Source organism: Streptomyces sp. NPDC049687 (genome assembly GCF_044465285.1).
In the GTDB taxonomy this organism is placed as follows: domain Bacteria; phylum Actinomycetota; class Actinomycetes; order Streptomycetales; family Streptomycetaceae; genus Streptomyces.
The window spans coordinates 500,922-520,251 of record NZ_JBITLN010000003.1 but is presented as its reverse complement, the minus strand read 5'-3'; the positions used below and the strand labels follow the sequence as shown (position 1 = coordinate 520,251).

19 protein-coding genes are annotated in these 19,330 nt (G+C 71.1%); 6 read left to right on the top strand and 13 right to left on the bottom strand.

What is annotated here, in order from left to right:
- Positions 1 to 261: 261 nt before the first annotated feature.
- Positions 262 to 1,914, top strand: a complete 1,653-nt coding sequence (locus tag ACIBVL_RS12310) for a glycoside hydrolase family 13 protein (protein WP_399097198.1) — start codon at positions 262 to 264, stop codon at positions 1,912 to 1,914.
- 29 nt (positions 1,915 to 1,943) lie between these two features.
- On the opposite strand, the gene ACIBVL_RS12305 is transcribed toward ACIBVL_RS12310, so the two are convergent.
- A complete protein-coding gene (locus tag ACIBVL_RS12305) occupies positions 1,944 to 2,699 on the bottom strand; it encodes a DUF4142 domain-containing protein (RefSeq protein WP_399096133.1) in 756 nt (251 codons plus the stop codon).
- Positions 2,700 to 2,892: 193 nt separating this feature from the next.
- Here ACIBVL_RS12305 and ACIBVL_RS12300 point away from each other — a divergent pair, with 193 nt between their 5' ends.
- A complete protein-coding gene (locus ACIBVL_RS12300; RefSeq protein ID WP_399096130.1) occupies positions 2,893 to 3,603 on the top strand; it encodes an MOSC domain-containing protein in 711 nt (236 codons plus the stop codon).
- Between the two features lie 55 nt (positions 3,604 to 3,658).
- Positions 3,659 to 4,837: a M24 family metallopeptidase gene (locus tag ACIBVL_RS12295; protein ID WP_399096127.1), complete on the top strand. Its 1,179-nt coding sequence runs from the start codon at positions 3,659 to 3,661 to the stop codon at positions 4,835 to 4,837.
- Position 4,838: 1 nt separating this feature from the next.
- Here ACIBVL_RS12295 and ACIBVL_RS12290 read toward each other — a convergent pair whose 3' ends face one another.
- The 8 genes from ACIBVL_RS12290 to ACIBVL_RS12255 form a co-directional block, all read right to left on the bottom strand.
- Complete coding sequence (locus ACIBVL_RS12290) at positions 4,839 to 5,528, bottom strand: DUF6445 family protein (protein WP_399096124.1); 690 nt, start codon at positions 5,526 to 5,528, stop codon at positions 4,839 to 4,841.
- Positions 5,529 to 5,693: 165 nt separating this feature from the next.
- Entirely contained in the window at positions 5,694 to 5,969 is a 276-nt protein-coding gene (locus tag ACIBVL_RS12285) for a protealysin inhibitor emfourin (RefSeq protein WP_399096121.1), read from the bottom strand.
- Between the two features lie 12 nt (positions 5,970 to 5,981).
- Complete coding sequence (locus tag ACIBVL_RS12280; RefSeq protein ID WP_399096118.1) at positions 5,982 to 7,019, bottom strand: M4 family metallopeptidase; 1,038 nt, start codon at positions 7,017 to 7,019, stop codon at positions 5,982 to 5,984.
- A gap of 168 nt (positions 7,020 to 7,187) precedes the next feature.
- Positions 7,188 to 7,703: a hypothetical protein gene (locus ACIBVL_RS12275; protein ID WP_399096115.1), complete on the bottom strand. Its 516-nt coding sequence runs from the start codon at positions 7,701 to 7,703 to the stop codon at positions 7,188 to 7,190.
- Between the two features lie 240 nt (positions 7,704 to 7,943).
- A complete protein-coding gene (locus ACIBVL_RS12270; protein WP_399096112.1) occupies positions 7,944 to 8,468 on the bottom strand; it encodes a GNAT family N-acetyltransferase in 525 nt (174 codons plus the stop codon).
- Between the two features lie 64 nt (positions 8,469 to 8,532).
- Positions 8,533 to 9,315, bottom strand: a complete 783-nt coding sequence (locus ACIBVL_RS12265) for a M23 family metallopeptidase (protein ID WP_399096109.1) — start codon at positions 9,313 to 9,315, stop codon at positions 8,533 to 8,535.
- Between the two features lie 64 nt (positions 9,316 to 9,379).
- Entirely contained in the window at positions 9,380 to 10,351 is a 972-nt protein-coding gene (locus ACIBVL_RS12260; RefSeq protein ID WP_399096106.1) for a glycoside hydrolase family 26 protein, read from the bottom strand.
- A gap of 85 nt (positions 10,352 to 10,436) precedes the next feature.
- Entirely contained in the window at positions 10,437 to 10,937 is a 501-nt protein-coding gene (locus tag ACIBVL_RS12255) for a GNAT family N-acetyltransferase (RefSeq protein ID WP_399096103.1), read from the bottom strand.
- A 97-nt stretch (positions 10,938 to 11,034) separates the two neighbouring features.
- Between ACIBVL_RS12255 and ACIBVL_RS12250 the strand changes: the two genes are divergently transcribed.
- A complete protein-coding gene (locus tag ACIBVL_RS12250) occupies positions 11,035 to 11,889 on the top strand; it encodes a hypothetical protein (RefSeq protein WP_399096100.1) in 855 nt (284 codons plus the stop codon).
- A gap of 122 nt (positions 11,890 to 12,011) precedes the next feature.
- Positions 12,012 to 13,727 (top strand): lysyl oxidase family protein, encoded by a 1,716-nt coding sequence (locus ACIBVL_RS12245; RefSeq protein ID WP_399096097.1) that lies wholly within the window; start codon positions 12,012 to 12,014, stop codon positions 13,725 to 13,727.
- Between the two features lie 63 nt (positions 13,728 to 13,790).
- On the opposite strand, the gene ACIBVL_RS12240 is transcribed toward ACIBVL_RS12245, so the two are convergent.
- From ACIBVL_RS12240 to ACIBVL_RS12225, 4 genes are all read right to left on the bottom strand, one after another.
- Positions 13,791 to 14,225 carry a hypothetical protein gene (locus tag ACIBVL_RS12240; protein ID WP_399096094.1) on the bottom strand — a complete coding sequence of 145 codons (435 nt, stop codon included), beginning with the start codon at positions 14,223 to 14,225 and terminating at the stop codon, positions 13,791 to 13,793.
- A gap of 19 nt (positions 14,226 to 14,244) precedes the next feature.
- Positions 14,245 to 15,687: a tyrosinase family protein gene (locus tag ACIBVL_RS12235; protein ID WP_399096091.1), complete on the bottom strand. Its 1,443-nt coding sequence runs from the start codon at positions 15,685 to 15,687 to the stop codon at positions 14,245 to 14,247.
- Between the two features lie 206 nt (positions 15,688 to 15,893).
- Complete coding sequence (locus ACIBVL_RS12230; RefSeq protein WP_399096088.1) at positions 15,894 to 16,643, bottom strand: hypothetical protein; 750 nt, start codon at positions 16,641 to 16,643, stop codon at positions 15,894 to 15,896.
- Between the two features lie 325 nt (positions 16,644 to 16,968).
- Complete coding sequence (locus tag ACIBVL_RS12225) at positions 16,969 to 17,442, bottom strand: carboxymuconolactone decarboxylase family protein (RefSeq protein ID WP_399096085.1); 474 nt, start codon at positions 17,440 to 17,442, stop codon at positions 16,969 to 16,971.
- Between the two features lie 262 nt (positions 17,443 to 17,704).
- Here ACIBVL_RS12225 and ACIBVL_RS12220 point away from each other — a divergent pair, with 262 nt between their 5' ends.
- Entirely contained in the window at positions 17,705 to 19,126 is a 1,422-nt protein-coding gene (locus ACIBVL_RS12220; RefSeq protein ID WP_399096082.1) for an LCP family protein, read from the top strand.
- The last annotated feature ends 204 nt before the right edge of the window (positions 19,127 to 19,330 follow it).

The window sequence follows — 19,330 nt, the reverse complement described above, 5'->3', positions numbered from 1 at the left end:
ATTCTTGGCGAATGCCAGGGCAGAGCCAGGGCTGATTGGTCAGATCAGAGAAACAATGCTCAGAGAACACCGGGCCCCCGGGTCACAGGCGGCACAGTGTCCTTCCATCGTCGTGTGGACGCCAGATCGCTGTCAACCTGCGTCAAACCCTGGGCAGTTCAAAATTCCGTTACGTTTTCCGCACGTGCGGAACGATCCCCTCCGCACGGTGCGGACGTTCGCTTTCCCGGCAATGTGGACAGACTCCCCCACGTGACCCAGATGACCGACTTCTCGTCCCATGACCCCGACTGGTGGCGCCAGGCCGTCGTCTACCAGGTGTATCCGCGCAGCTTCGCCGACGCCGACGGAGACGGCCTCGGCGACCTCCGGGGCGTCACCGACCGGCTGCCCCATCTCGCCTCGCTCGGCGTGGACGCGCTCTGGCTCAGCCCCTTCTACCCCTCCGAGCTCGCCGACGGCGGCTACGACGTCGCCGACCACCGGGACGTCGATCCCCGCCTGGGCACCCTCGCCGACTTCGACGCGCTGGCCGCGGAGGCCCACCGCCTCGGCCTGAAGGTGATCGTGGACCTGGTGCCCAACCACACCTCCCACCGGCACGTCTGGTTCCAGGAGGCGCTGGCCGCCGGCCCCGGCTCCCCGGCCCGCGACCGGTACGTCTTCCGCGACGGGCGCGGCCCGAGCGGCGAACTCCCGCCCACCGACTGGCAGTCCGTCTTCGGCGGCAGCGCATGGGAACGCGTCCCCGACGGCCAGTGGTACCTCCACCTCTTCGCCCGTGAACAGCCCGACCTCAACTGGGACCACGACGAGGTCCGCGCCGACTTCCGCACCACCCTGCGCTTCTGGTCCGACCGGGGCGTCGACGGCTTCCGTGTCGACGTGGCCCACGCCCTCGCCAAGGACCTCACCGAGCCCTTGCGCGACCTAGGGGCCCACGGGCTCGACGGCGAGAGTGCCCTCGCCTCCCTGCCCCCGGGCACCCACCCCTTCTACGACCGCGACGAGGTCCACGAGATCTACCGCGACTGGCGCCGCGTCCTCGACACCTACACCCCGCCCCGCACCGCCGTCGCCGAGGCCTGGGTCATCGGCGCCCGTCGCGCCCTGTACGCCCGGCCCGACGAACTGAACCAGGCCTTCAACTTCGAGTACCTCCAGACACCCTGGGAGGCGGAAGCCCTGCGCCAGGTCATCACCGACTCCCTCGCCACGGCCCGCGCCGTCGGCGCCTCCGCGACCTGGGTGCTGTCCAACCACGACGTCGTACGCCATCCCTCACGTCTCATGCTCCCGCCCGGGACGGACGAGAACACCTGGCTGATGTCCGGCGGCCACGCGCCCGCCGTGGACGAGGAGCGGGGCCTGCGCCGGGCCCGGGCGGCCACGCTCCTGATGCTGGCGCTGCCGGGATCGTCGTACGTCTACCAGGGCGAGGAACTCGGGCTGCCCGAGGTCGCCGACCTGCCCGTTGAGGTCCTCCAGGACCCCCTCTGGGAGCAGACCGGCCGGGTCCGCAAGGGCCGTGACGGATGCCGGGTGCCGCTGCCGTGGACGACCACGGGACCGTCGTACGGCTTCGGCGCGGCCGGCGCCTGGCTGCCGCAGCCGCCGTCCTTCGCGCGGTACGCGGTCCAGGCACAGGACGGTGTGGAGGGGTCCACCCTGGAGCTGTACCGCACGGCCCTGCGGCTGCGCCGCAAGCTGCTCGAGGGCGAGGAGCTGACCTGGCTGCCGGACACCCCGCCCGGCGTGCTGGCCTTCGCCCGCTCGGACGGCTGGCGGTGCGTCACCAACCTGTCGGACGCGCCGGTGCCGCTGCCGCCGGGGGAGGTGCTGCTGAGCAGCGCGCCCTCAGGCGACGACGGCCCGGGGCCGCTGGCCCCGGACACGACGGTCTGGCTGGCCTAGCCCGGGGCCGCTGGCCCCGGGCACACCCGCTAACCCCCGGTGCCGGCGGTCACGTTGCCGTTTCCGGCGGCCTGGCCCGAGATGCCGTCGATGTCCACCGGGGTGGACGTGGCGTTCGGCGGCGGGGTCAGGACGACCTGCGGCTGACCGGCGGGCGGGGCCGGCGGGGTCAGGTCCGACTTGGGCAGCTTCGGCGCGGTGGTCTGCTGGAAGATCGTCGAGTCGAAGTCGACCAGACCGGTCTTCTCCATCACGGTGATGTGGTCGAGGACGGTGTCGTTCGCCTGGTCGGCCAGGGCGCGGACCAGCGAGTTCTTCGTCGTCGACCGGATCTTCGCCACCGTGTTGAAGATGGAACCGTGCGTCATGCGCAGGATGTTGGCGAAGTCGGTGTCGAACTGCTTGCCGGTCTCGCCCTTCAGCTGCGTGACGAAGCCCTCCTGCTGCGGGCTGGCCACGTTGGGAATGGCGATGTTCAGCATCGGTGCGATCTTGCGGCAGGTGGTGTCGAGGGCGGCGTGCCCGTCGACGAGGTGCTCGCTCGCGGTGAGGACCGCCTTGCTCGTCCCCTTCTGCAGGCCGATCTGGCCGAGCGGGTACTCCCACAGACCGGCGGCCCGCACCTTCACCACGAAGTCGCGGTCGCCCTCCGTCAGCGGACCCCACTGGGTGTTGGCGATGACTCTGTCGGTGGACGTCGACACCGTGTCCAACCCCAGCATCGAGGGGTAGGCCAGGGCGCCGAGAGTCAAGGTCAGGGCACCGCCCACGAAGAGAGTTCCCATCGCGTTCCGCGAGAGTTGCACCGTTCCTCCTGCCCGGTCGGGGATCCGCCGGTGGTGGTTCCCCGGCGGGTCGGACGCAGAGGAGTACGGAGGACGGGCCGCCACGACTCTATGAAGTTCGTAAAATCTTTGCGGACATGTGAGTTCCCATAAGAGACTCATTCCTGAACTGGGCACTCGTGAGGGGGAGTCGATGGGAGCGAACGTCGTCGGGATCACGTACTACCCGGTGAAGGGATGCGCGGGGGTCACGCTCACGGAGGCGACGGTCACACCGGCCGGGCTGCTGCACGACCGCGCCTTCGCGGTCACCGACGAGAAGGGCGACTTCCGCTGGCAGGGGGCGGACCCCCGGCTCGCCCTGATCGCCCCCGAACTGCGGGACGGCGAACTGACGTTGAGGGCGCCGGGGAGCGAGCCCCTGAAAGTGGGGGGAGACGGGGCCTGCCCCGGGGCCGACGCCTGGCTGACGGAGGTGCTGGGCAGGCCGAGCCGGCTGGTCCGCCCGCCCGCCGGGAACCACGCCCGGCTGCACGTCGTCTCCCGCGCCAGCCTCGACGCCCTGAACCGGCGCATCGCCGAGCGCGGCGCCCGCACCCTGCCCATGAACCGGTTCCGCCCCAACCTCGTGATCGACGGCTGGACCGCCCCCCACACCGAGGACGACACCTCCCGCCTCACCATCGCCGGCACCGCACTCGCCTTCACCGAGCGCACGGTCCGCTGCGCCATCACCATGGTCGACCAGGAGACGGGCCGCCGAGCGGGCCCGGAACCGCTGCGCACCCTCGCCGGCTACCGCAGGACACCGGAGGGCGGCGGCGGGGTCGTCTTCGGCGCGTACTTCGCGGTGCTGCGTCCGGGGAGGATCGCGGTGGGCGACGAGGTGTCCACCGGCGAGTGACGCCCCCTGCCGGGGCCGAATGGAGGCATGGGCTCCGGCGAGGTCGAATGGAGACATGACCCCCGACCAGGCGGAGAGCGTCGTCCCGCCCCCCGATGACGTGGAGAGTGCCGTCCCCACCCCCTTCGGCCCGCGGGCCTACGCCACCCGGATGCGTCGGGCCGCCGACGAGGCGGCGGCCGCGCGGCTCACCGGTCTTCTCCTCACCCCCGGCCCCGAGCTGACCTGGCTGTGCGGCCACCGGCCCGGGACGTCCGGGGAGCGGCTCACCCTCCTCGTCCTCACCCCCGAATCCGAACCCCGCCTCCTGGTCCCCGCCCGGGACCGCGCCCAGGCCTCGGCCGCCCCCGCCTCGGCCGCCGTACGCATCACCACGTGGGAGGACGGCCAGGACCCGTACGCGGCAGCGGCCGGCCTGCTCCTCCCGCACGGCCACTACGGCATCTCCGACACCACCTGGTCCCTGCACCTGCTCGGCCTCGAGGAGGCACTCCCGCTCAGCACCTACCGCCCCCTGTCCACCGCCCTCCCCCTCCTCCGCGCGGTCAAGGACGACGACGAGACGGCCCGCCTCGCCGCCGCGGCCGCCGCCGCGCACGCGGCCCACGACGACGTCCTGGCCGTCCGTTTCACCGGCCGCCGCGAGTCCGAGCTCGCCGCCGACCTCGCCCGCCTGCTGCGCGTACACGGCCACGACCGGGTCGACGTGGCACGGGTCGCCTCCGGACCCCACAGCGCCCACCCCGGGCACCGGTCCGGGGAGCGCGTGATCGAGCCCGGCGACACGGTCGTCCTGGACCTCGGCGGCCGCAGGGACGGCTACGCCTCCGCCGTCACCCGCACGGTCCACGTGGGCCCGCCGACGGAAGAGGAACGCGGGGTGCACGAGATCGTCCGTACGGCGCAGCGGGCGGCCTTCGAGGCGGTGCGCCCCGGGGTGCCGTGCGCGGAGGTCGACCGGGCGGCCCGGGCGGTCGTCACGGACGCCGGTCACGGCGAGCACGCCGTGCCCGTCACCGGCCACGGCATCGGCATCACGCCGTACGAGCCGCCGTACCTCGTGGCGGGCCGCACCCAGCTCCTCGCGCCGGGCATGTGCGTCACGGTCGGGGCGGGGATCCTGCTGCCGGGGCGCTTCGGGATGCGCGTCCAAGAGGCCGTGACGTGCACGGCGGACGGGGCCAGGTGGCTCGGCGGCGCCGTCCGCGGTCGTGACCTGGTGGTCGTGGACTGACTCAGGCCATCCAGAAGAAGACCGCCGTCATCCGCTTCGACTCCAGCGTCGTACCGGAGTAGCCGGTCGCGCTGTGCACGAGGTTGGCGTTGTAGAGCAGCAGCCGGTTGTACTTGTGCGGTACCCGTACGTCCTCCTCGAAGGCGTCGGGCCTGACGAACCGGGTGCCGAGGGCCTCGACGAGGTTGTTGTGCGGGGCCTGGACGACATTGCCGCCGAGCCGGCGGCCGGGGAGGGACTGGCGGTAGAAGCTCGTGCCGCAGTCCTTGGGCTGGTCCGGGTTGAGATACAGCACGGCCGCGTACCGGCACAGGGCGCGCGAGTCGGAGTGCGGACGCGGGGCGCTCTCCCCCTCGCCCACGACCTGGACGCAGTTGTGGTTGAGGGTGCCGCCGCCGGGCGCCTGCTGCACCCACAGCTGCCGCGCTCCGGTCGCCTTGCGCACCAGCCGCTCCACGCGGGCCAGTTCATCCGGTTCGAGGCCGGGCATGGCGCGCAGTCCCGGCCAGCTCTCCGAGGTGTACGGGTATCCCTCGACCCAGTCGTCCTTGGCCAGGCAGCGCTCGCGGATCGCCATGATGTCGGCCTCGGGGAAGACGTCGTCCAGCACCCAGTAGTCGCGGCCCTTGGTGGGCTTGCGGTAGGGCAGGACGGGGAGGGTCGCGGCGGGCCGTGGCTGTGGCATGGACATGCAGCGAATCTAGGCCCGGGGTTCGTCAGGACTCGCCCGCGTTTTCCCCCGGACTCCGGTCGGAACTGGTCAACGGTTCGTCAATCCCGGTCAAGAGATCGCCTGTTCACTGACCACCGGGTGTCGGCACGATCTTCCCGTTCTCGTCCAGGGTGTGGTCTCGGCTCAGAAGCCCTCCCCGAGTACCCGTTCCACCAGCGAGAGCTGGGCGTCCGTCAGTCCGGGGTCGGTGAACTCGGCCGGGGGCCCGTCGTCCACGGTCAGGGTGTACTGGTAGCCGTCGGGAACGCCGGGAGCGGAGGACGGCCGGGCCTCGGTCTCCGCGAGGACCTCGTGCGCGAGCCGCTCCAGCTCCGCCCCGTCGGACCGGTCGGAGGTGTCCGCCTCGGCCCGGCGGGGCATGCCGAGCAGCCCACCGCTCCTGATCAGCCGGATGCGCATGGCGGTCGGCGCTCAGTGGACGCTGAGCCCCACGTCGGACCACGCCTTGGCCACCGACTCCAGCTCGTGCCGGGTACCGAAGAGGCGTTCCGCCGCGTCCGTCGTCGCCTGCGCGAACTCCTGGAAGTCGCAGGTCTCGGAGAGCTGACCGGAGGTGATCGTCTCGTACCAGATCCGTCCCGCCCGCTCCCAGGCGAAGCCGCCGATGGCGATCGCGGTCAGGTAGAAGGCGTGGTTGGGGATGCCGGAGTTGATGTGGACGCCGCCGCGGTCGAAGCTGCCCCGGACGTAGTGGGTCATGTGGCTGGGCTGGGGGTCCTTGCCGCCCAGCAGCGGGTCGTCGAACGCCGTACCCGGGGCCTTCATCGAGCGCAGCGCCTGTCCGCGCACCTGGGGGGTGAGCAGGCCCGCGCCGATCAGCCAGTCGGCCTGGTCGGCGGTCTGATGGCGGTCGTACTGCTTGACCAGCGCGCCGAAGACATCCGAGATCGACTCGTTCAGCGCGCCGGACTGGTCCTGGTAGACGAGGCCGGCGGTGTACTGGGTGACGCCGTGGGTCAGTTCGTGACCGATGATGTCGGGCGCGATGGTGAAATCGTTGAACACGCGAGCGTCACCGTCGCCGAAGACCATCCGCTCGCCGTCCCAGAAGGCGTTGTTGAACCGGCGACGATAGTGGACCGTCGCGTCCAGCGGCAGATTGGCGTCGTCGATCGAGTGCCTGGCGTAGACGTCCTGGAAGAGCCGGAAGGTCAGACCGAGGTTCTCGAACGCGCGGTTGACGACTCCGTCGAGGGACGGGTCGCCGTCTTCCGGTCTCACCAGGTCGCCGGGCAGGGCCGCCGTGTGGTGCGTGTCGTAGATCGTCCGCTCGAGCACGAACTCCGTGGGCGCGGCCGGCGAGACCAGGCTGGGCGAGTCGATCCGGTTCTCCCGGAAATCGGCGTCCACGGCCAGGGTGTTCCGGGCTGCCTCGCGGATGTGCGGGTTGTCGGCCTCGGTGAGTTTCTCGAGGATGAACGGCGGGAGGATGCCGCAGGCGCAGCGCATGGGGAATCCCTCCTTCGGAGGGCTGTGCGATGAGGTGACCGACGAGTCCCCTGCGGCGGGAACTCGCGGCGGGGGCCGCGTTCTCACGCGAGCCTGACGAGTCCCATGCCTCCATTCTGCGCCGTCAGGTGGTGTCGCGCACGCCGAGACCGTGGAGGTGACAGGGGCTCAGTACCGCAGCGCCCTCGCCACCTCCGCCTTCACCTCGCCGGACAGGTCGCGGTTGCTGCGGGCCGTCGCCGTGCCGTTCCCGCCGGCGGGCACGTCGGAGACGGTGACGACGACCGTGTCGAGGCGGTTGCCGCCGGGATCGGTGAAGTCGACCTGGACGGCGAAGGACTTGGTCGCGTCGGCGGTGTTGGAGGCGGTGACGTCGACGGTGGCGCGGCCGTCCTTGTCCGTGCCCGGGGTGCCGAGGTCGATGTCGGACGTCACGTCGACGCCGTTTCGGATCTCGTCGAGTTCGCGGCCCGCCTTCGCCGTGGCCGAGGCGAGGGCCGAGGAGGCCGCCGAGTCGAGGGAGGACACGGCCGCGGAGGCCCGGCTGCCCAGCGACTCCGCCGCCGAGGCGGCCCTGCTGGCCGCGGACGACACGGACGAAGGGGTGTCGTCGTCCGAGCAGCCGGTCAGGACGGCGGCGCAGCACACCGCCGCCGTCAGCAGCACGCCCTTGGTGCGCGGCATATCGCCTCCTGGTGGTGTCCGCGGTGCCCCTCCCTGTCAAGGGGTGGGCGGATGCCCGCGCATGCCGGGTCACCCGTACGGATGGCCGGCGAGGCCCCCGACCTCCCGTGGACGGAGTGTCGACCCTGCAGTGTGACCCACATCACATTCTTGCCCTGTCGCGTCCCACCCCCGTCGGCTGTCCCATGGGCGTCCACGACGACCTGGTGGACGGCCGGATGTGGGACGTCCGCCTCCCGGTCAGCCCGGAGAAACCGGCCGGCCTGCGGGACCTCGGCCGACCGGCGGCGCCTGCGCGGCCAGGGCGGCGAGGGGCTCGCCGGTGAGGTGACAGACCCGCCAGTCGTCGATGATCTGGACCCCGATCGACTTGTAGAAGGCGATCGTCGGATCGTTCCAGGCCAGCACGCACCACTCGAAACGTTCGTACCCCTTGCTCGTGCAGAGCGCGGCGAGGGCGGCGAGCAGGGCCTTTCCGTGCCCCGCGCCACGGGCCCCCGGGCGGACGAACAGGTCCTCCAGGTGCATGCCGCGCACACCGGTCCAGGTGGAGAAGCTCGGGAACCACAGGGCGAAGCCGACGGTCGCGGCCGTCTCGTCGTCCTGGGCGATCAGGGCGTACGCGGCCGGGAGTTCGCCGAACAGCGCCTCGCGCAGTTGCTCCTCGGTGGCGCGGGCCTGACCGGGCTCCCGGTGGTAGGCGGCGAGTTCGCCGATCATGGCTCGGATCTCGGGGACGTCATGGACGGTGGCGGATCGGATCATGGTGGGGAGCATCGGTCACGGGGGCGGACCGTGTCCACGCGAATACGTTCGGGCCGCGCCTTCGTCAGTGGGCGAGGTGCACGTCCTTCCTGCGCAGCCATGGCAACGGCGGTACCGCCGACCCGAGATACGGCGTGACGCGGACCTCGAAGTGCAGGTGCGGACCGGTGACGTTGCCGGTGCGGCCGGAGAGGCCGACGCGGGTGCCCGGGAAGACACGGTCGCCCCGGCGGACGTCGATGCGGGAGAGGTGGGCGTACTGGGTGAAGTAGCCGTCGGGGTGGCGGATCACCACCTGGTTGCCGAAGCCGTCGCCGCAGGTGACGGCGCTGACGGTGCCGGGGCCGACGGCGTACACGGGGGTGCCGGTGGGCACGGCGAAGTCCTGGCCGGTGTGGCGGTGGGCCCAGCGGGTGCCCCGGGCGGCGTACCCGGCGGACAGCCAGTAGTCGCGGGTCGGCGCGGTCCAGGGGCCGCCGGTGCGGTGGTGCGGGTCGCGGCCCCGCCGGGCCACGGGGCAGTGGCGGTCGCGCCCGGACGGGTCGACGGCGACCGGGTCGCCGAGGCCCCGCCCCGTCGCCCGCAGCAGGTCCCACAGACCGGCGCGGATGTTCTGGCGGCGGCGCTCGGCGGCCTCGACCTGGTCGGGGCGGGCGCCGGACTCCCGGAGCCGGTCGACGAGTGCGCGGGCCTGCTCATGGGCACGCACCGCGCCGCCGACGCCGGTGGTCCTGCCGCTCGATCCGCCGCCGGCGTCGCTTCGGGCGCCGGAGGGCACGGCGGCGAGCAGGACCAGAAGCAAGGACAGGCCGGCGGTCGCCCCGGCCAGGAAACGTTCTCGTCGCATCTTGGGATCATCGGACCGGCGGCGGTGAGGGGGCGCGGCACGCCGCCCGACACGCACCGGGGTTTCAGCCGAACGGCCGCGCCATCAGCCTCCGGTACACACCCGACGACTTCGGGTTCTCGGAACACCGCCACACACCGTGCGGGCAGTAGTCGCTGATCGTCTGGTACAGCGGCCGCTGCCGCGCGAACCAGCCGAGCATGCCGCGTACGTACGCGGGGTTGTCGCCGTTGCGGTACAGCCCCCACTCGGGGTACGCGAACGGCTTGCGGTGCGCCCGCGCGAACCGTACGTGCGCCTGGAGGCCGTACGGCTCACGGACCTGTTCCTTGAAGGACATGCCGTGCGGCTGGTCGTAGGCGTCCATCCCGAGCACGTCCACGTACCGGTCGCCCGGGTAGCAGGCGGTCCACGGCACCGCGTCCCGCCCCCGGTTCGGCGTGAACTCGAACCGGAACCGCTGCCCGTCCACGGACCGCATGGCCCGCACGATCCGCACCCAGTACGCCTTCCAGGCGGTGGGGTCCGGCCCGCACCGGTGGGTGTAGGTGATCCCGTTCATCTCCCACCCGACGACGAGGACCGTGTCCCGCAGCCCCAGCGACACGAGCCGCCGGGCCAGCCTCCGGAAGTGCCCGTCGTACGCGCCGTCCGCACCCCTGTGCAACTGCTCCCGCACCTCTCCGTCGGGCAGGTGCGCCTCCGTGCGCTCCAGCATCGGCACGTTCAGCACGAACAGCCGGTCGGAGCGGGCCCTGCGCCACTGCGCCCAGTGTGCGAGGTCCCCGGGCCCCGCGATGCGGCTCCAGGTGTCGCCCGGCTGGTAGGCGTGCCCGACCCGGGGCGTGGCGGGCCCCAGCCATCCGTCGAGCTCCGAGATCCGCCGCACCCCCTCCGAGCCGTACCCGACGTAGGCCCCGAAGGGCCCGGGCGGCCCACTGGCCGCCTTCCCGTCGGGCACCCCCACCGCCCACTCGTCCCCGGGGGCGCACGCGGGCCCGGCGAGGAGGACGACGGCGGCGAGGAGGAACCTCATGAGCGCACGGACGGAGCGGCGGGCGCGAAGGGGGTGAAAGTCGCGAACGGCGCGAGCGGGGCGGAAAACCGGCTGAAACACCGGTTCATGATGCAGCCCCGCGCCCCTTCCGCGCCCCGGACTCGCCACCGAACCACCCGTACCGGGGACGCGGCTCCCGCACCAGGAAGACATCCACCGCGTCCTCCCGCTCCAGCACGAACCCGTGCCGCTCGTACAGCCGTCGGGCCGGGCTGCCCCGGAGCACGTTGAGGCGGACCCGTCGGCCGTCGCGGTCGGCGGTGTCCAGAAGGGCGGTGAGCACGGCCGTACCGATGCCGCGGCCCTGGGCGTGCGGGGCGAGATAGAAGTGCTCCAGCCAGTGGCCGTCCTCCGCCGGACGCAGCGCCACGCACCCGGCCAAGGCGCCGTCGGCCTCGACGACCAGCGTGTGGGCGGGCTCGAACTGGTCGCGCAGCCGCTGCCGTACCCGGTGCTCGTCGTAACGGCCGAGCCGCTCCAGATCGGCCCGCATCGCCGCCGCCCGCACCTCCATCAGCGCCTCGATGTCCCCCGCCGTGGCCGCCCGTGTCTCCCAGTCCGTCACGGCGGCGATGCTACGGGCCGCGGGGCGGCAACCGGGGACCGGTCCGGCGGCGACGGAGAGACGTACGTGAATCCCGTCCCCACACGAGGAGTTCACCATGCGCAGAAACCTCGCACGACTGCTCACCGTCCTCGCGGCGCTCGCCGCCCTCCTGATCCACGCGACCGGCGTCGCGGCCCCCCGCGCCGAGGCCGCCGACGAGTGGAACCCGCCCACGAACCTCGTCCAGCCCCTCGGCGAGGTCTGGAACCACGTCTCGTCCACCTACCCCGACCTGTACGGCTTCCGCAACTACGGCTGGGACCAGGTCATGGCCAACAAGGGCAGTGTCAACTACTGCGTCCGCTGGGAGTCCGACGCACCCGTCAGCGCCGCCCTGCGCGACCGGATCCACGCGGCCCTGAAGAAGCAGTTCGGCAAGTGGATGGCGGCCCAGGTGGAGAACGGCCGGGGATACGACAACTGGCCGTACACGACCGTCCCGGTCAACATCGTCGGCTGGGCGGTCAAGGACCGCTCCACCCTCCAGTGGACCGACAACTCGGTGGACATCTACACCAACGTCCTGGACGGCGGCGGAGCTCCGCAGTGCGCCCCCGACTGCGGCCGCTTCTTCCACCAGGACGGCAACTACTCCAAGTGCCCCGGCGGCACCGCCCGCCACTACGACCAGTCCCTCTGGCTCACCAAGGGCTTCCAGGGCGGCGCGGGAGGCGACTGGGGCCAGCGGGTCGGCCAGGAGTACTTCACCGCCGCCCTCGACCAGGAGAACATCCACATCTATCTCCACGAGGTCGGCCACACCTTCGGCCTCGACGACTTCTACGACTGGACCCCCACCGGCCAGTGCTGCTTCCTCATGAACGCCGGCAGCGCCACGCAGATCACCGACTTCGACAAGTGGATGCTGCGCGACTTCTGGCGGCATCTGAAGGGGCGATACGGGCTGTAGGAGACCGGCGTTTCTCACTCGGTTCTTCCCAACAGGCAACCCTGGAACGCCTTTTACACCTCTCACAGGGTGCTCACAGCTGCTCACAGCCACTGACCATGGCACTCGCAGATGAGGAACCGATGACCAGACTGCAACACCGCAAGGGCCTCAAGCGCGGCGCGTTCGCGGCGGGGGCCGCGTTCACCGTCGTGGCCGCCGTCGCCGGGTCCGCTCCCGGCGCCGGCGCCGCGCCGGCGAGCCCGGCCGGGACGCCGAAGCTCAAGCTGATCGCCGCGTCGAAGGCCGTGACCATCGACCGGTACGAGTGGGACGGGGGGTTCCAGCTCGACTTCGACCTCGGCACGTATCTGACGGTCGACAACGCGCCTCTGGAGTTCAAGACGACGCGTAAGTCGTACAAGGACCCGATCGTCGTCCAGCAGATCCTGCGCAACGGGTCGAAGGTGACGACGAAGAAGCTGCCCGCCGGGCTCGTCAAGGACTTCAGGGGGCTGCCGGGCTTCCTGGAGATCTCGGTGAAGAACAGCGCAGGGGTGGAGGTGAAGAAGATCAAGAGCAACTTCTGCCCCAACAACGCCGCCGGACGGCTGCGCCCCAACGCCCCGGCCACCTCGCACTATCCGGAGGGCTGCTCCACCAACCCGTTCACGCTCGGCTCGGTGTGGGGCGTGGAGAAGGGCTGGGCGGCCAACACCACCACCCAGGACTACGACAACCCGGTGGACCTGCCGGCCGGTGAGTACACGGCCAAGGTGTCGATCGCGAAGAAGTACCGGGACCTGTTCGGCATCGCCAACGACCAGCCGACCGTCAAGGTGACCGTCCGGCAGTACAGCGGCGGCGGCGGGGAGGGCGGGGCCGGGCTCACCCGCGGCGGCTCCGCCATGTCGCACGGCATGGCCGGCATGGACCACAGCGGCATGGACATGAGCGGCATGGACAAGGGGGGTGCCGGACACCACTACGGTCCCCGCGGGGCGGACGCCCCCGTCCCCTCCGCCCTCTCCCACGCCCTCGAGGACCGCGGTCTCGCCGGCCACCTCGGCGACGGCACCGGCCACACCGACGGCTCGCGCATCGCGCCCGCGCTGAAGGCCAACACCAAGCGGCCCACCGGCCGGGCGGCCGTCCCGGCCAACGCGCCCAAGCCGGACCTGCGTTCGCTGCCCGCCTGGGACATCGCCGTCACCGACGGTGAGGACGGCGACGTCGCCGGCAAGGACTACCTCGCCTTCAGCGCCAACGTCTGGAACGCGGGCCCCGCCCCGCTCGTCGTGGACGGCTTCCGCAAGCCGGGCGCCGACCTGATGGACTCGTACCAGTACTTCTACGACGCCAAGGGCAAGCAGATCGGCTACACCCCCGCCGGCACCATGGAGTGGGACCCGCGCGTCGGTCACGAGCACTGGCACTTCACGGACTTCGCCAGCTACCGGCTGCTCGCCGCCGACAAGCACGAGATCGTCAAGAGCGGCAAGGAGGCGTTCTGCCTCGCCAACACGGACGCGATCGACTACACGGTGAAGAACGCCAACTGGCACCCGTACAACACCGATCTGTCGACCGCCTGCGGTGCGCAGAACTCCATCTCGGTGCGCGAGGTCCTCGACGTCGGCTCCGGCGACACGTACACCCAGTACCGTCCCGGCCAGTCCTTCGACATCACCGACCTGCCGAACGGCACCTACTACATCCAGGTCATCGCCAACCCGGCCAACCGGCTGAAGGAGATGAGCACCAAGAACAACATCTCGTACCGCAAGGTGGTCCTCGGCGGCACCCCGGGCGCCCGCACGGTGAAGGTCCCGCCGTACGACCTGATCAACGCGCCCTGACCGGCTGAGGCAAAAGCGCCGGCGGCGGACCCACCGCGTCCGCCGCCGGCGCCCGTGACAGGCTCAGGCGTCCCGCTTGACCGCGAGGAAGCCGGCCGTCTGGCCGGCCGGGGCCAGGTCGTCACCGCTGCCGTGATCCTCGGCGCGCAGCACGGTCCCGGCCAGGGTCTGCCGCTGGTTCCTCCCCTCGGCCCAGTGCGGGAGGACGATCCCCTCGTACTCGTAGTGGAAGTCCGAGATGGGCGTGTGCGGCTGTCCTCTGCCGGTCAGCGTGAAATGCACGCCGGACCCGCTCGTCGCCTTCCCGGTGATGTCCATCCCGAGAAGCCCGTCGCCGTCTTCGGAGAAGACCAGTATTCCGCTGATCGCCCCGCCCGGCTCGACCGACAGCCTCAGCTCCAGTTGGGCGAACCGGAGCAGGTTGAAGTCGTCAACCGGCTCGGGCACCTCGAAAAAGCTCCGGTAGGTGTAGGTTCCGGCCAGGTCTGCTGTGTCCATTGCGGCCTCCGTGCCTCGGTCAGGTGGTGGTCAGGGAGACGCTGCCGATGCGGGGACGCGACTCGGGCGGTGGGGTCGGGGTGGCCGCGAGGGCGGCTGCCTCGGCCTCGGCGCCGGGCGGCGGCGGGCCGAGCGTGGCCGGCGTCACGACGACCGGCGGGATTCCCTCGCCGTCCCACATGCCCAGCTGGCGCAGCTCGGTCAGGTGCTCGGTGATGTCGAACTTGAAGGACAGCCCCGAACCACCGTGATGGTGGGTGTTTTCGCCGACCGCGCCGAAGAAGTGCAGGTGGCCGATGAAGTACGGGCCTTCCGGGTCGAGGTCCTCCTCGTGGTCCGGGCGGGCGCCGACGAAGACCCGGTAGTTCGTCTGGGGCGGCGCGTCGGCGCGTACGTCGTCCATGGTGAGGATGGCGCGGGCCTCGGTGTCCGGTGAAGCGGCCTCCGGCAGCGCCCCGGCGCGGGCGCTGGGCTCGGGGGTCAGGGGGACGGTGAGGGTGTCCGGGCCCAGGTCGGTCGGACCCGTGGTGGACGCCACCTGCTCCGCCGGGGGATCGCCGCCGGCTGCCACCATGGCGACCAGCCGCTCGGGGGGCTTCAGCCCCACCCCGTCCGCGAGCGACTCGTAGACGTATCCGAGCGCCTCCTCGGACTGCAGATCCTTGGAGGTGAAGCCCACCTTGTTGCCCTGCGCGTCGCGGAAGGTGTGGGTGTATCCGAGCCAGTCCGCGGCCGTCGGGTTCTTGTGCCCGGAGTTGCTCGCGATCCAGGCGGCCCAGAGACGGTCGATCTGGCAGTGGTGGAGCCAGAAGATGGGGTCCCGGGGAGAGAAGAACTGCAGCATCACTCCACCGACGTAACCGTGGAGGAGGTTGTGCGGCTGCATTTCCAGCAGCCCGGACTGCCCGTTGCTGTGGACCAGATGGCCGTCGGTGTACTCGCTGCCGAACTGCCTCACGCCGGTGAACTGCTCCGCCTGCATGGCCCTGTGCGGGTTGACCTCGGTCCACGCGACGGGAGCTCCCAGGGCGGCACCCGGGCTGCGGTCGGGCTCCGCCAGGTACAGCGGGTTGTCGCCCTCGCCGTCGGGCCAGTCCGGGCTGCGGAACGCGCCCGGCAGGCGACGGCATTCCAGGGATTCCGGGCTGTCCGGGTCGCCGTTCGTCACCCGGGTGTAGTTCCAGTACGGCAGTGCCCAGTCGTCGGGGCCGCGCAGCTCGTTCTGGATGACGTCGCGCACGATCTCCTCGAAGCAGAGGAGGTAGGCGCGGTGCCAGGGCAGGAAGAACCAGCCACCGTGCGGGCAGTTGTTCCACTCCGGGTTGGGGCCGGGGGTTTCGCTTTTCTCGCCGTGGATGTTGGCCTGCCAGAGCCAGCTGGTCGGATCCGATTCCGGCCTTTCCTGCATCTTCCGTACTGCCCGGGCGTACCAGAGGAGCTGGCTGTCCCAGGTGTCCGTCATCTTCGTCGTGTCTCGACGCACTCGAGCCGCTTGGGCCATGGTTCTGCCCTTCCGGTGAGGTGAGGCTGCCGCGCGCCACTCGGAATGACCACTGCGCGGCGGGAAGGCGCGGCAGCGAACTGAGGGACATGCCGCGCGTACCCCGATTGGGGTAACCATCTCCAGCATCGCATCGGGTCACGGTCCCGCAACTCAACGGGCGAGGCTCAGCGCAGTACCAGCACGGCGGCCGTGGTGACGACGGCCGCGGAGCCGAGCGCCAGCAGCATGGGCGTCCGTGCGAGTTCCCCGGTCAGGTGCCGGCGCCGGGCCAGTGTCAGGGCCGTGCTCGCGCTCCGCAGCAGCACACCCGCGACCATGGAGAGCAGCAGCACGTGCGTCCACTCCGGCACGGGCGCCACCAGGGTGATCAAGCCGCCCACGAGCGGGCTCACGCAGACGGCGACGAGCCACGGGGTCAGGGGCCGCCGGCCCCGCGCGTCGAGGACCGCCGTCAGGGCGAGTCCCTCACTGACGGAGTGCACGGCCAGCGCCGCCACCACGGGAACCGAGGCGAGCAGGGCCACCGTCATGCCCTCGACCAACCGGTGCAGCACGAGGGCGACCGCCGTTCCGGCACCGAGCAGCTGCCCCGGCTCGCGCCGCCCGCGCAGCGAGTGCCCCGCCGAGGCGAGGACGAAAGCCGTGACGGCGACGACCGGTACGACCCAGCCGGCAAGGCCAAGCTCCTCCGCCTCGTGCAGGGCGTGCGGCACGATGTCGGCCCCGGCCACCGCCAGCAGCACCCCCGACGCGGCCCCTAGCAGCATGGTCGAGCGATGCGACCACCGGCGCCCCAACCAGGCGCCGAGCAGTGTCCCGGCCGCGATCAGCAGCAGCCCCAGGTACTGCCCGAGGCTGAACTCCCCCCAGGGCAGTGCGAATCGAGCTCCAGTCTCGGCAACCGCGACAACCACCGTTGGCCCCTCGTGAGCAGCGGGGAAAAGAGATCGGTGATCACGACGCTTGCACACCCCTTGCCCGCTCGCATGTTCCCGGCCCGCTGCCTGGGCCATCGGTGTGAAGGAGTCCCCCGGAGCGTCGCGGAGGTCATGGGCGTGCCCGCGGGCGTGGACCACCCTTCAGCGCGGCCGACGGGAGCGGGCGGGGCGTGCCCGGACCGGCCGGTGGCGGCCCCCTCGTCGAAGAGGCCGCCGATCCGCCCTGCCTCCGCCCCGCCTCCGTCCCGGGCCGAGCCGGCGCGGGGCGGGGAGGGACGGCGGTCCGGGCGGGTGTGCGCCGTCAGCCGAACATGCCGGGCTGGTAGTCGCCGGCCGGCTGCTGGACGACGACGTTGAGCCGGTTGTAGGCGTTGATGAGGGCGATGAGGGAGACCAGGGCCGCGAGCTGGTCCTCGTCGTAGTGCTTGGCGGCGGCCTCCCAGGCCTCGTCCGTCACACCACCGGCCGCGTCGGCGATCCGGGTGCCCTGTTCCGTCAGCTCCAGGGCGGCCCGCTCGGCGTCGGTGAAGACCTTGGCCTCCCTCCAGGCCGCGACCAGGTGCAGCCGCTGAGCGGTCTCCCCCGCGGCGGCGGCGTCCTTGGTGTGCATGTCGGTGCAGAACCCGCAGCCGTTGATCTGACTGGCCCGGATCTTCACCAGTTCCTGCGTCGCGGCCGGCAGTGCCGAGTCCGAGACCGCCTTCCCCGCCGAGTTGATGTACCGCAGGAACTTGCCGGCGACCGGGTTGCCGAAGAGGTTCAGACGAGCTTCCATCGTGAGCTCCCGTTGCTGTTGTCGGTGGGTTACACCTCTCTGACGGAACAGCCCGCGGAAGTGTGACAGGCGGGCTGGGACTCGTCGGACGGGCTTCTTCTCCGGGGCAACCCTTCTGTGGCTCCGTGAGTCTCCTGAGTCGTCTGTGCTCGCCGGACGTATTCCTACTTGCGTGTAGGGTTCCGGCGTTCGGCGGTGACCACGCCGACGACCCGAGCACGGTGTACGGGGTGAAACGACCGATGCGGAGGGGCGAGCGCCGGTGAGCGGAACGAGAAGGCGTGGGCGTCCTCCGGTGGAGGCGGCCGGCCGGGGGAACCGGGCCAAGGGCAGGGGCACGGGCCGCACCAGGCTCACCCGGCGGGGGCGGATCCTCGTCTGGGGTGCCGGGGTGACCTCGCTGGTCGTCCTCGGTGTCGGCGGGGTCGGCGCCTGGATCTACCAGGACCTCAACGGCAACATCCAGAAGGCCGACGTCGACGACAAGCTGGGCGCGGACCGGCCGCAGAACATCTCCCCCGGCTCGAAGAACATCCTGCTCGTCGGGTCCGACAGCCGTGACGGCGCCAACGCCAAGTACGGCAAGGACCTGACCACCATGCAGTCGGACACGCTGATGGTGCTGCACATCCCGGCGAACCGCGAGTGGGCCTCCGTGGTCTCCTTCCCGCGTGACTCGTGGGTGGAGATACCCTCGTGCGAGACGGGCGACGGCGGTTCGTCCTCCCCGCAGCGTTTCAAGATCAACAAGGCGTTCGCGATCGGCGGCAGCAGCGGCAAGGTCGCCGAGGCCGCCGCGTGCAGCATCAAGACCATCGAGGCCAACACCGGCCTGCGCATCGACAACTTCATGTCGATCGACTTCTCCGGCTTCAAGGGCATGGTCGACGCGCTGGAGGGCATCGAGGTCTGCCCCGAGCAGGCCATCCACGAGAAGAACTCCAAGCTGGACATCGACGCCGGATGCCAGACGGTGAAGGGCGAGACGGCCCTCGCCTACGTCCGCGTCCGCTACGGCGTCGGCGACGGTTCCGACATCGGACGGATCGGCCGTCAGCAGGAGTTCATGGACGCCCTGGTGAAGAAGGCCCGGGCCAAGCTCACGGACGCCGACGCGATGTACGGCTTCCTGAAGTCGGTCACCAAGTCCCTCACGGCGAGCCCCGACCTGGCGGGCATCCAGCCGTTGTACGGGCTCGCCGACGAGCTGAAGGGGATCCCGAGCGATCACCTGAGCTTCCTCACCGTGCCCAACTACGGCCGCGAGGCGGACTATCCCACCGACAAGGCCAACGTCGTCTGGCAGTACCCGCAGGCCGCGGACCTGTTCACCTCCCTGGCCAAGGACAAGGAGGTCACCAAGGCGCAGTTGGACGCCGCGAAGAAGGACGTGGTGTACGCGTCCTCGGTGCGCGTCCAGGTCCTCAACGGCACCGGTGTCGGCGGCCGCGCGGCGGCCGTCGCCGAGCGGCTCACCGAGGCCGGCTACCGCCTCGCCGGCACGGGCAACGCGCCCTCGTCGGTGACGAAGACGACCGTCACCTACCCGGCGGGACTGGAGCGCCAGGCCGCCGTCCTCGCCTCGCGGCTGCCCAACGCCCGCGCGGTGCAGGACGCTTCGGCGGCGGCGGGCGTGGTCACCGTCGTCGTAGGACCGGATCTGAAGGTCGAGGACGTCGCCTGATCGACCGTCTGCTCCATCAGTCGATCATCAGTGGTCGCGATGGCCCCGGAAATGGGGTAAGGTTGATCTTGAGCCGGTCACCGGGAAACAAAGACGGTGAACGACCTCTGCGTTGGTGGTCCAAGGAAAGACGCCCCGCTTCCTGCGGGGAGATGCAGGTGCAAGGCCTGCCCGGCGCTCCAGTCCGACGAGCCCCACCCCGTC

Coding starts and splice junctions, on each gene's coding strand:
- ACIBVL_RS12310 (WP_399097198.1), top strand. CDS start 262: ATGACCGACTTCTCGTCCCATGACCCCGACTGGTGGCGCCAGGCCGTC.
- ACIBVL_RS12305 (WP_399096133.1), bottom strand. CDS start 2,699: ATGGGAACTCTCTTCGTGGGCGGTGCCCTGACCTTGACTCTCGGCGCC.
- ACIBVL_RS12300 (WP_399096130.1), top strand. CDS start 2,893: ATGGGAGCGAACGTCGTCGGGATCACGTACTACCCGGTGAAGGGATGC.
- ACIBVL_RS12295 (WP_399096127.1), top strand. CDS start 3,659: ATGACCCCCGACCAGGCGGAGAGCGTCGTCCCGCCCCCCGATGACGTG.
- ACIBVL_RS12290 (WP_399096124.1), bottom strand. CDS start 5,528: ATGTCCATGCCACAGCCACGGCCCGCCGCGACCCTCCCCGTCCTGCCC.
- ACIBVL_RS12285 (WP_399096121.1), bottom strand. CDS start 5,969: ATGCGCATCCGGCTGATCAGGAGCGGTGGGCTGCTCGGCATGCCCCGC.
- ACIBVL_RS12280 (WP_399096118.1), bottom strand. CDS start 7,019: ATGCGCTGCGCCTGCGGCATCCTCCCGCCGTTCATCCTCGAGAAACTC.
- ACIBVL_RS12275 (WP_399096115.1), bottom strand. CDS start 7,703: ATGCCGCGCACCAAGGGCGTGCTGCTGACGGCGGCGGTGTGCTGCGCC.
- ACIBVL_RS12270 (WP_399096112.1), bottom strand. CDS start 8,468: ATGATCCGATCCGCCACCGTCCATGACGTCCCCGAGATCCGAGCCATG.
- ACIBVL_RS12265 (WP_399096109.1), bottom strand. CDS start 9,315: ATGCGACGAGAACGTTTCCTGGCCGGGGCGACCGCCGGCCTGTCCTTG.
- ACIBVL_RS12260 (WP_399096106.1), bottom strand. CDS start 10,351: ATGAGGTTCCTCCTCGCCGCCGTCGTCCTCCTCGCCGGGCCCGCGTGC.
- ACIBVL_RS12250 (WP_399096100.1), top strand. CDS start 11,035: ATGCGCAGAAACCTCGCACGACTGCTCACCGTCCTCGCGGCGCTCGCC.
- ACIBVL_RS12245 (WP_399096097.1), top strand. CDS start 12,012: ATGACCAGACTGCAACACCGCAAGGGCCTCAAGCGCGGCGCGTTCGCG.
- ACIBVL_RS12240 (WP_399096094.1), bottom strand. CDS start 14,225: ATGGACACAGCAGACCTGGCCGGAACCTACACCTACCGGAGCTTTTTC.
- ACIBVL_RS12235 (WP_399096091.1), bottom strand. CDS start 15,687: ATGACGGACACCTGGGACAGCCAGCTCCTCTGGTACGCCCGGGCAGTA.
- ACIBVL_RS12225 (WP_399096085.1), bottom strand. CDS start 17,442: ATGGAAGCTCGTCTGAACCTCTTCGGCAACCCGGTCGCCGGCAAGTTC.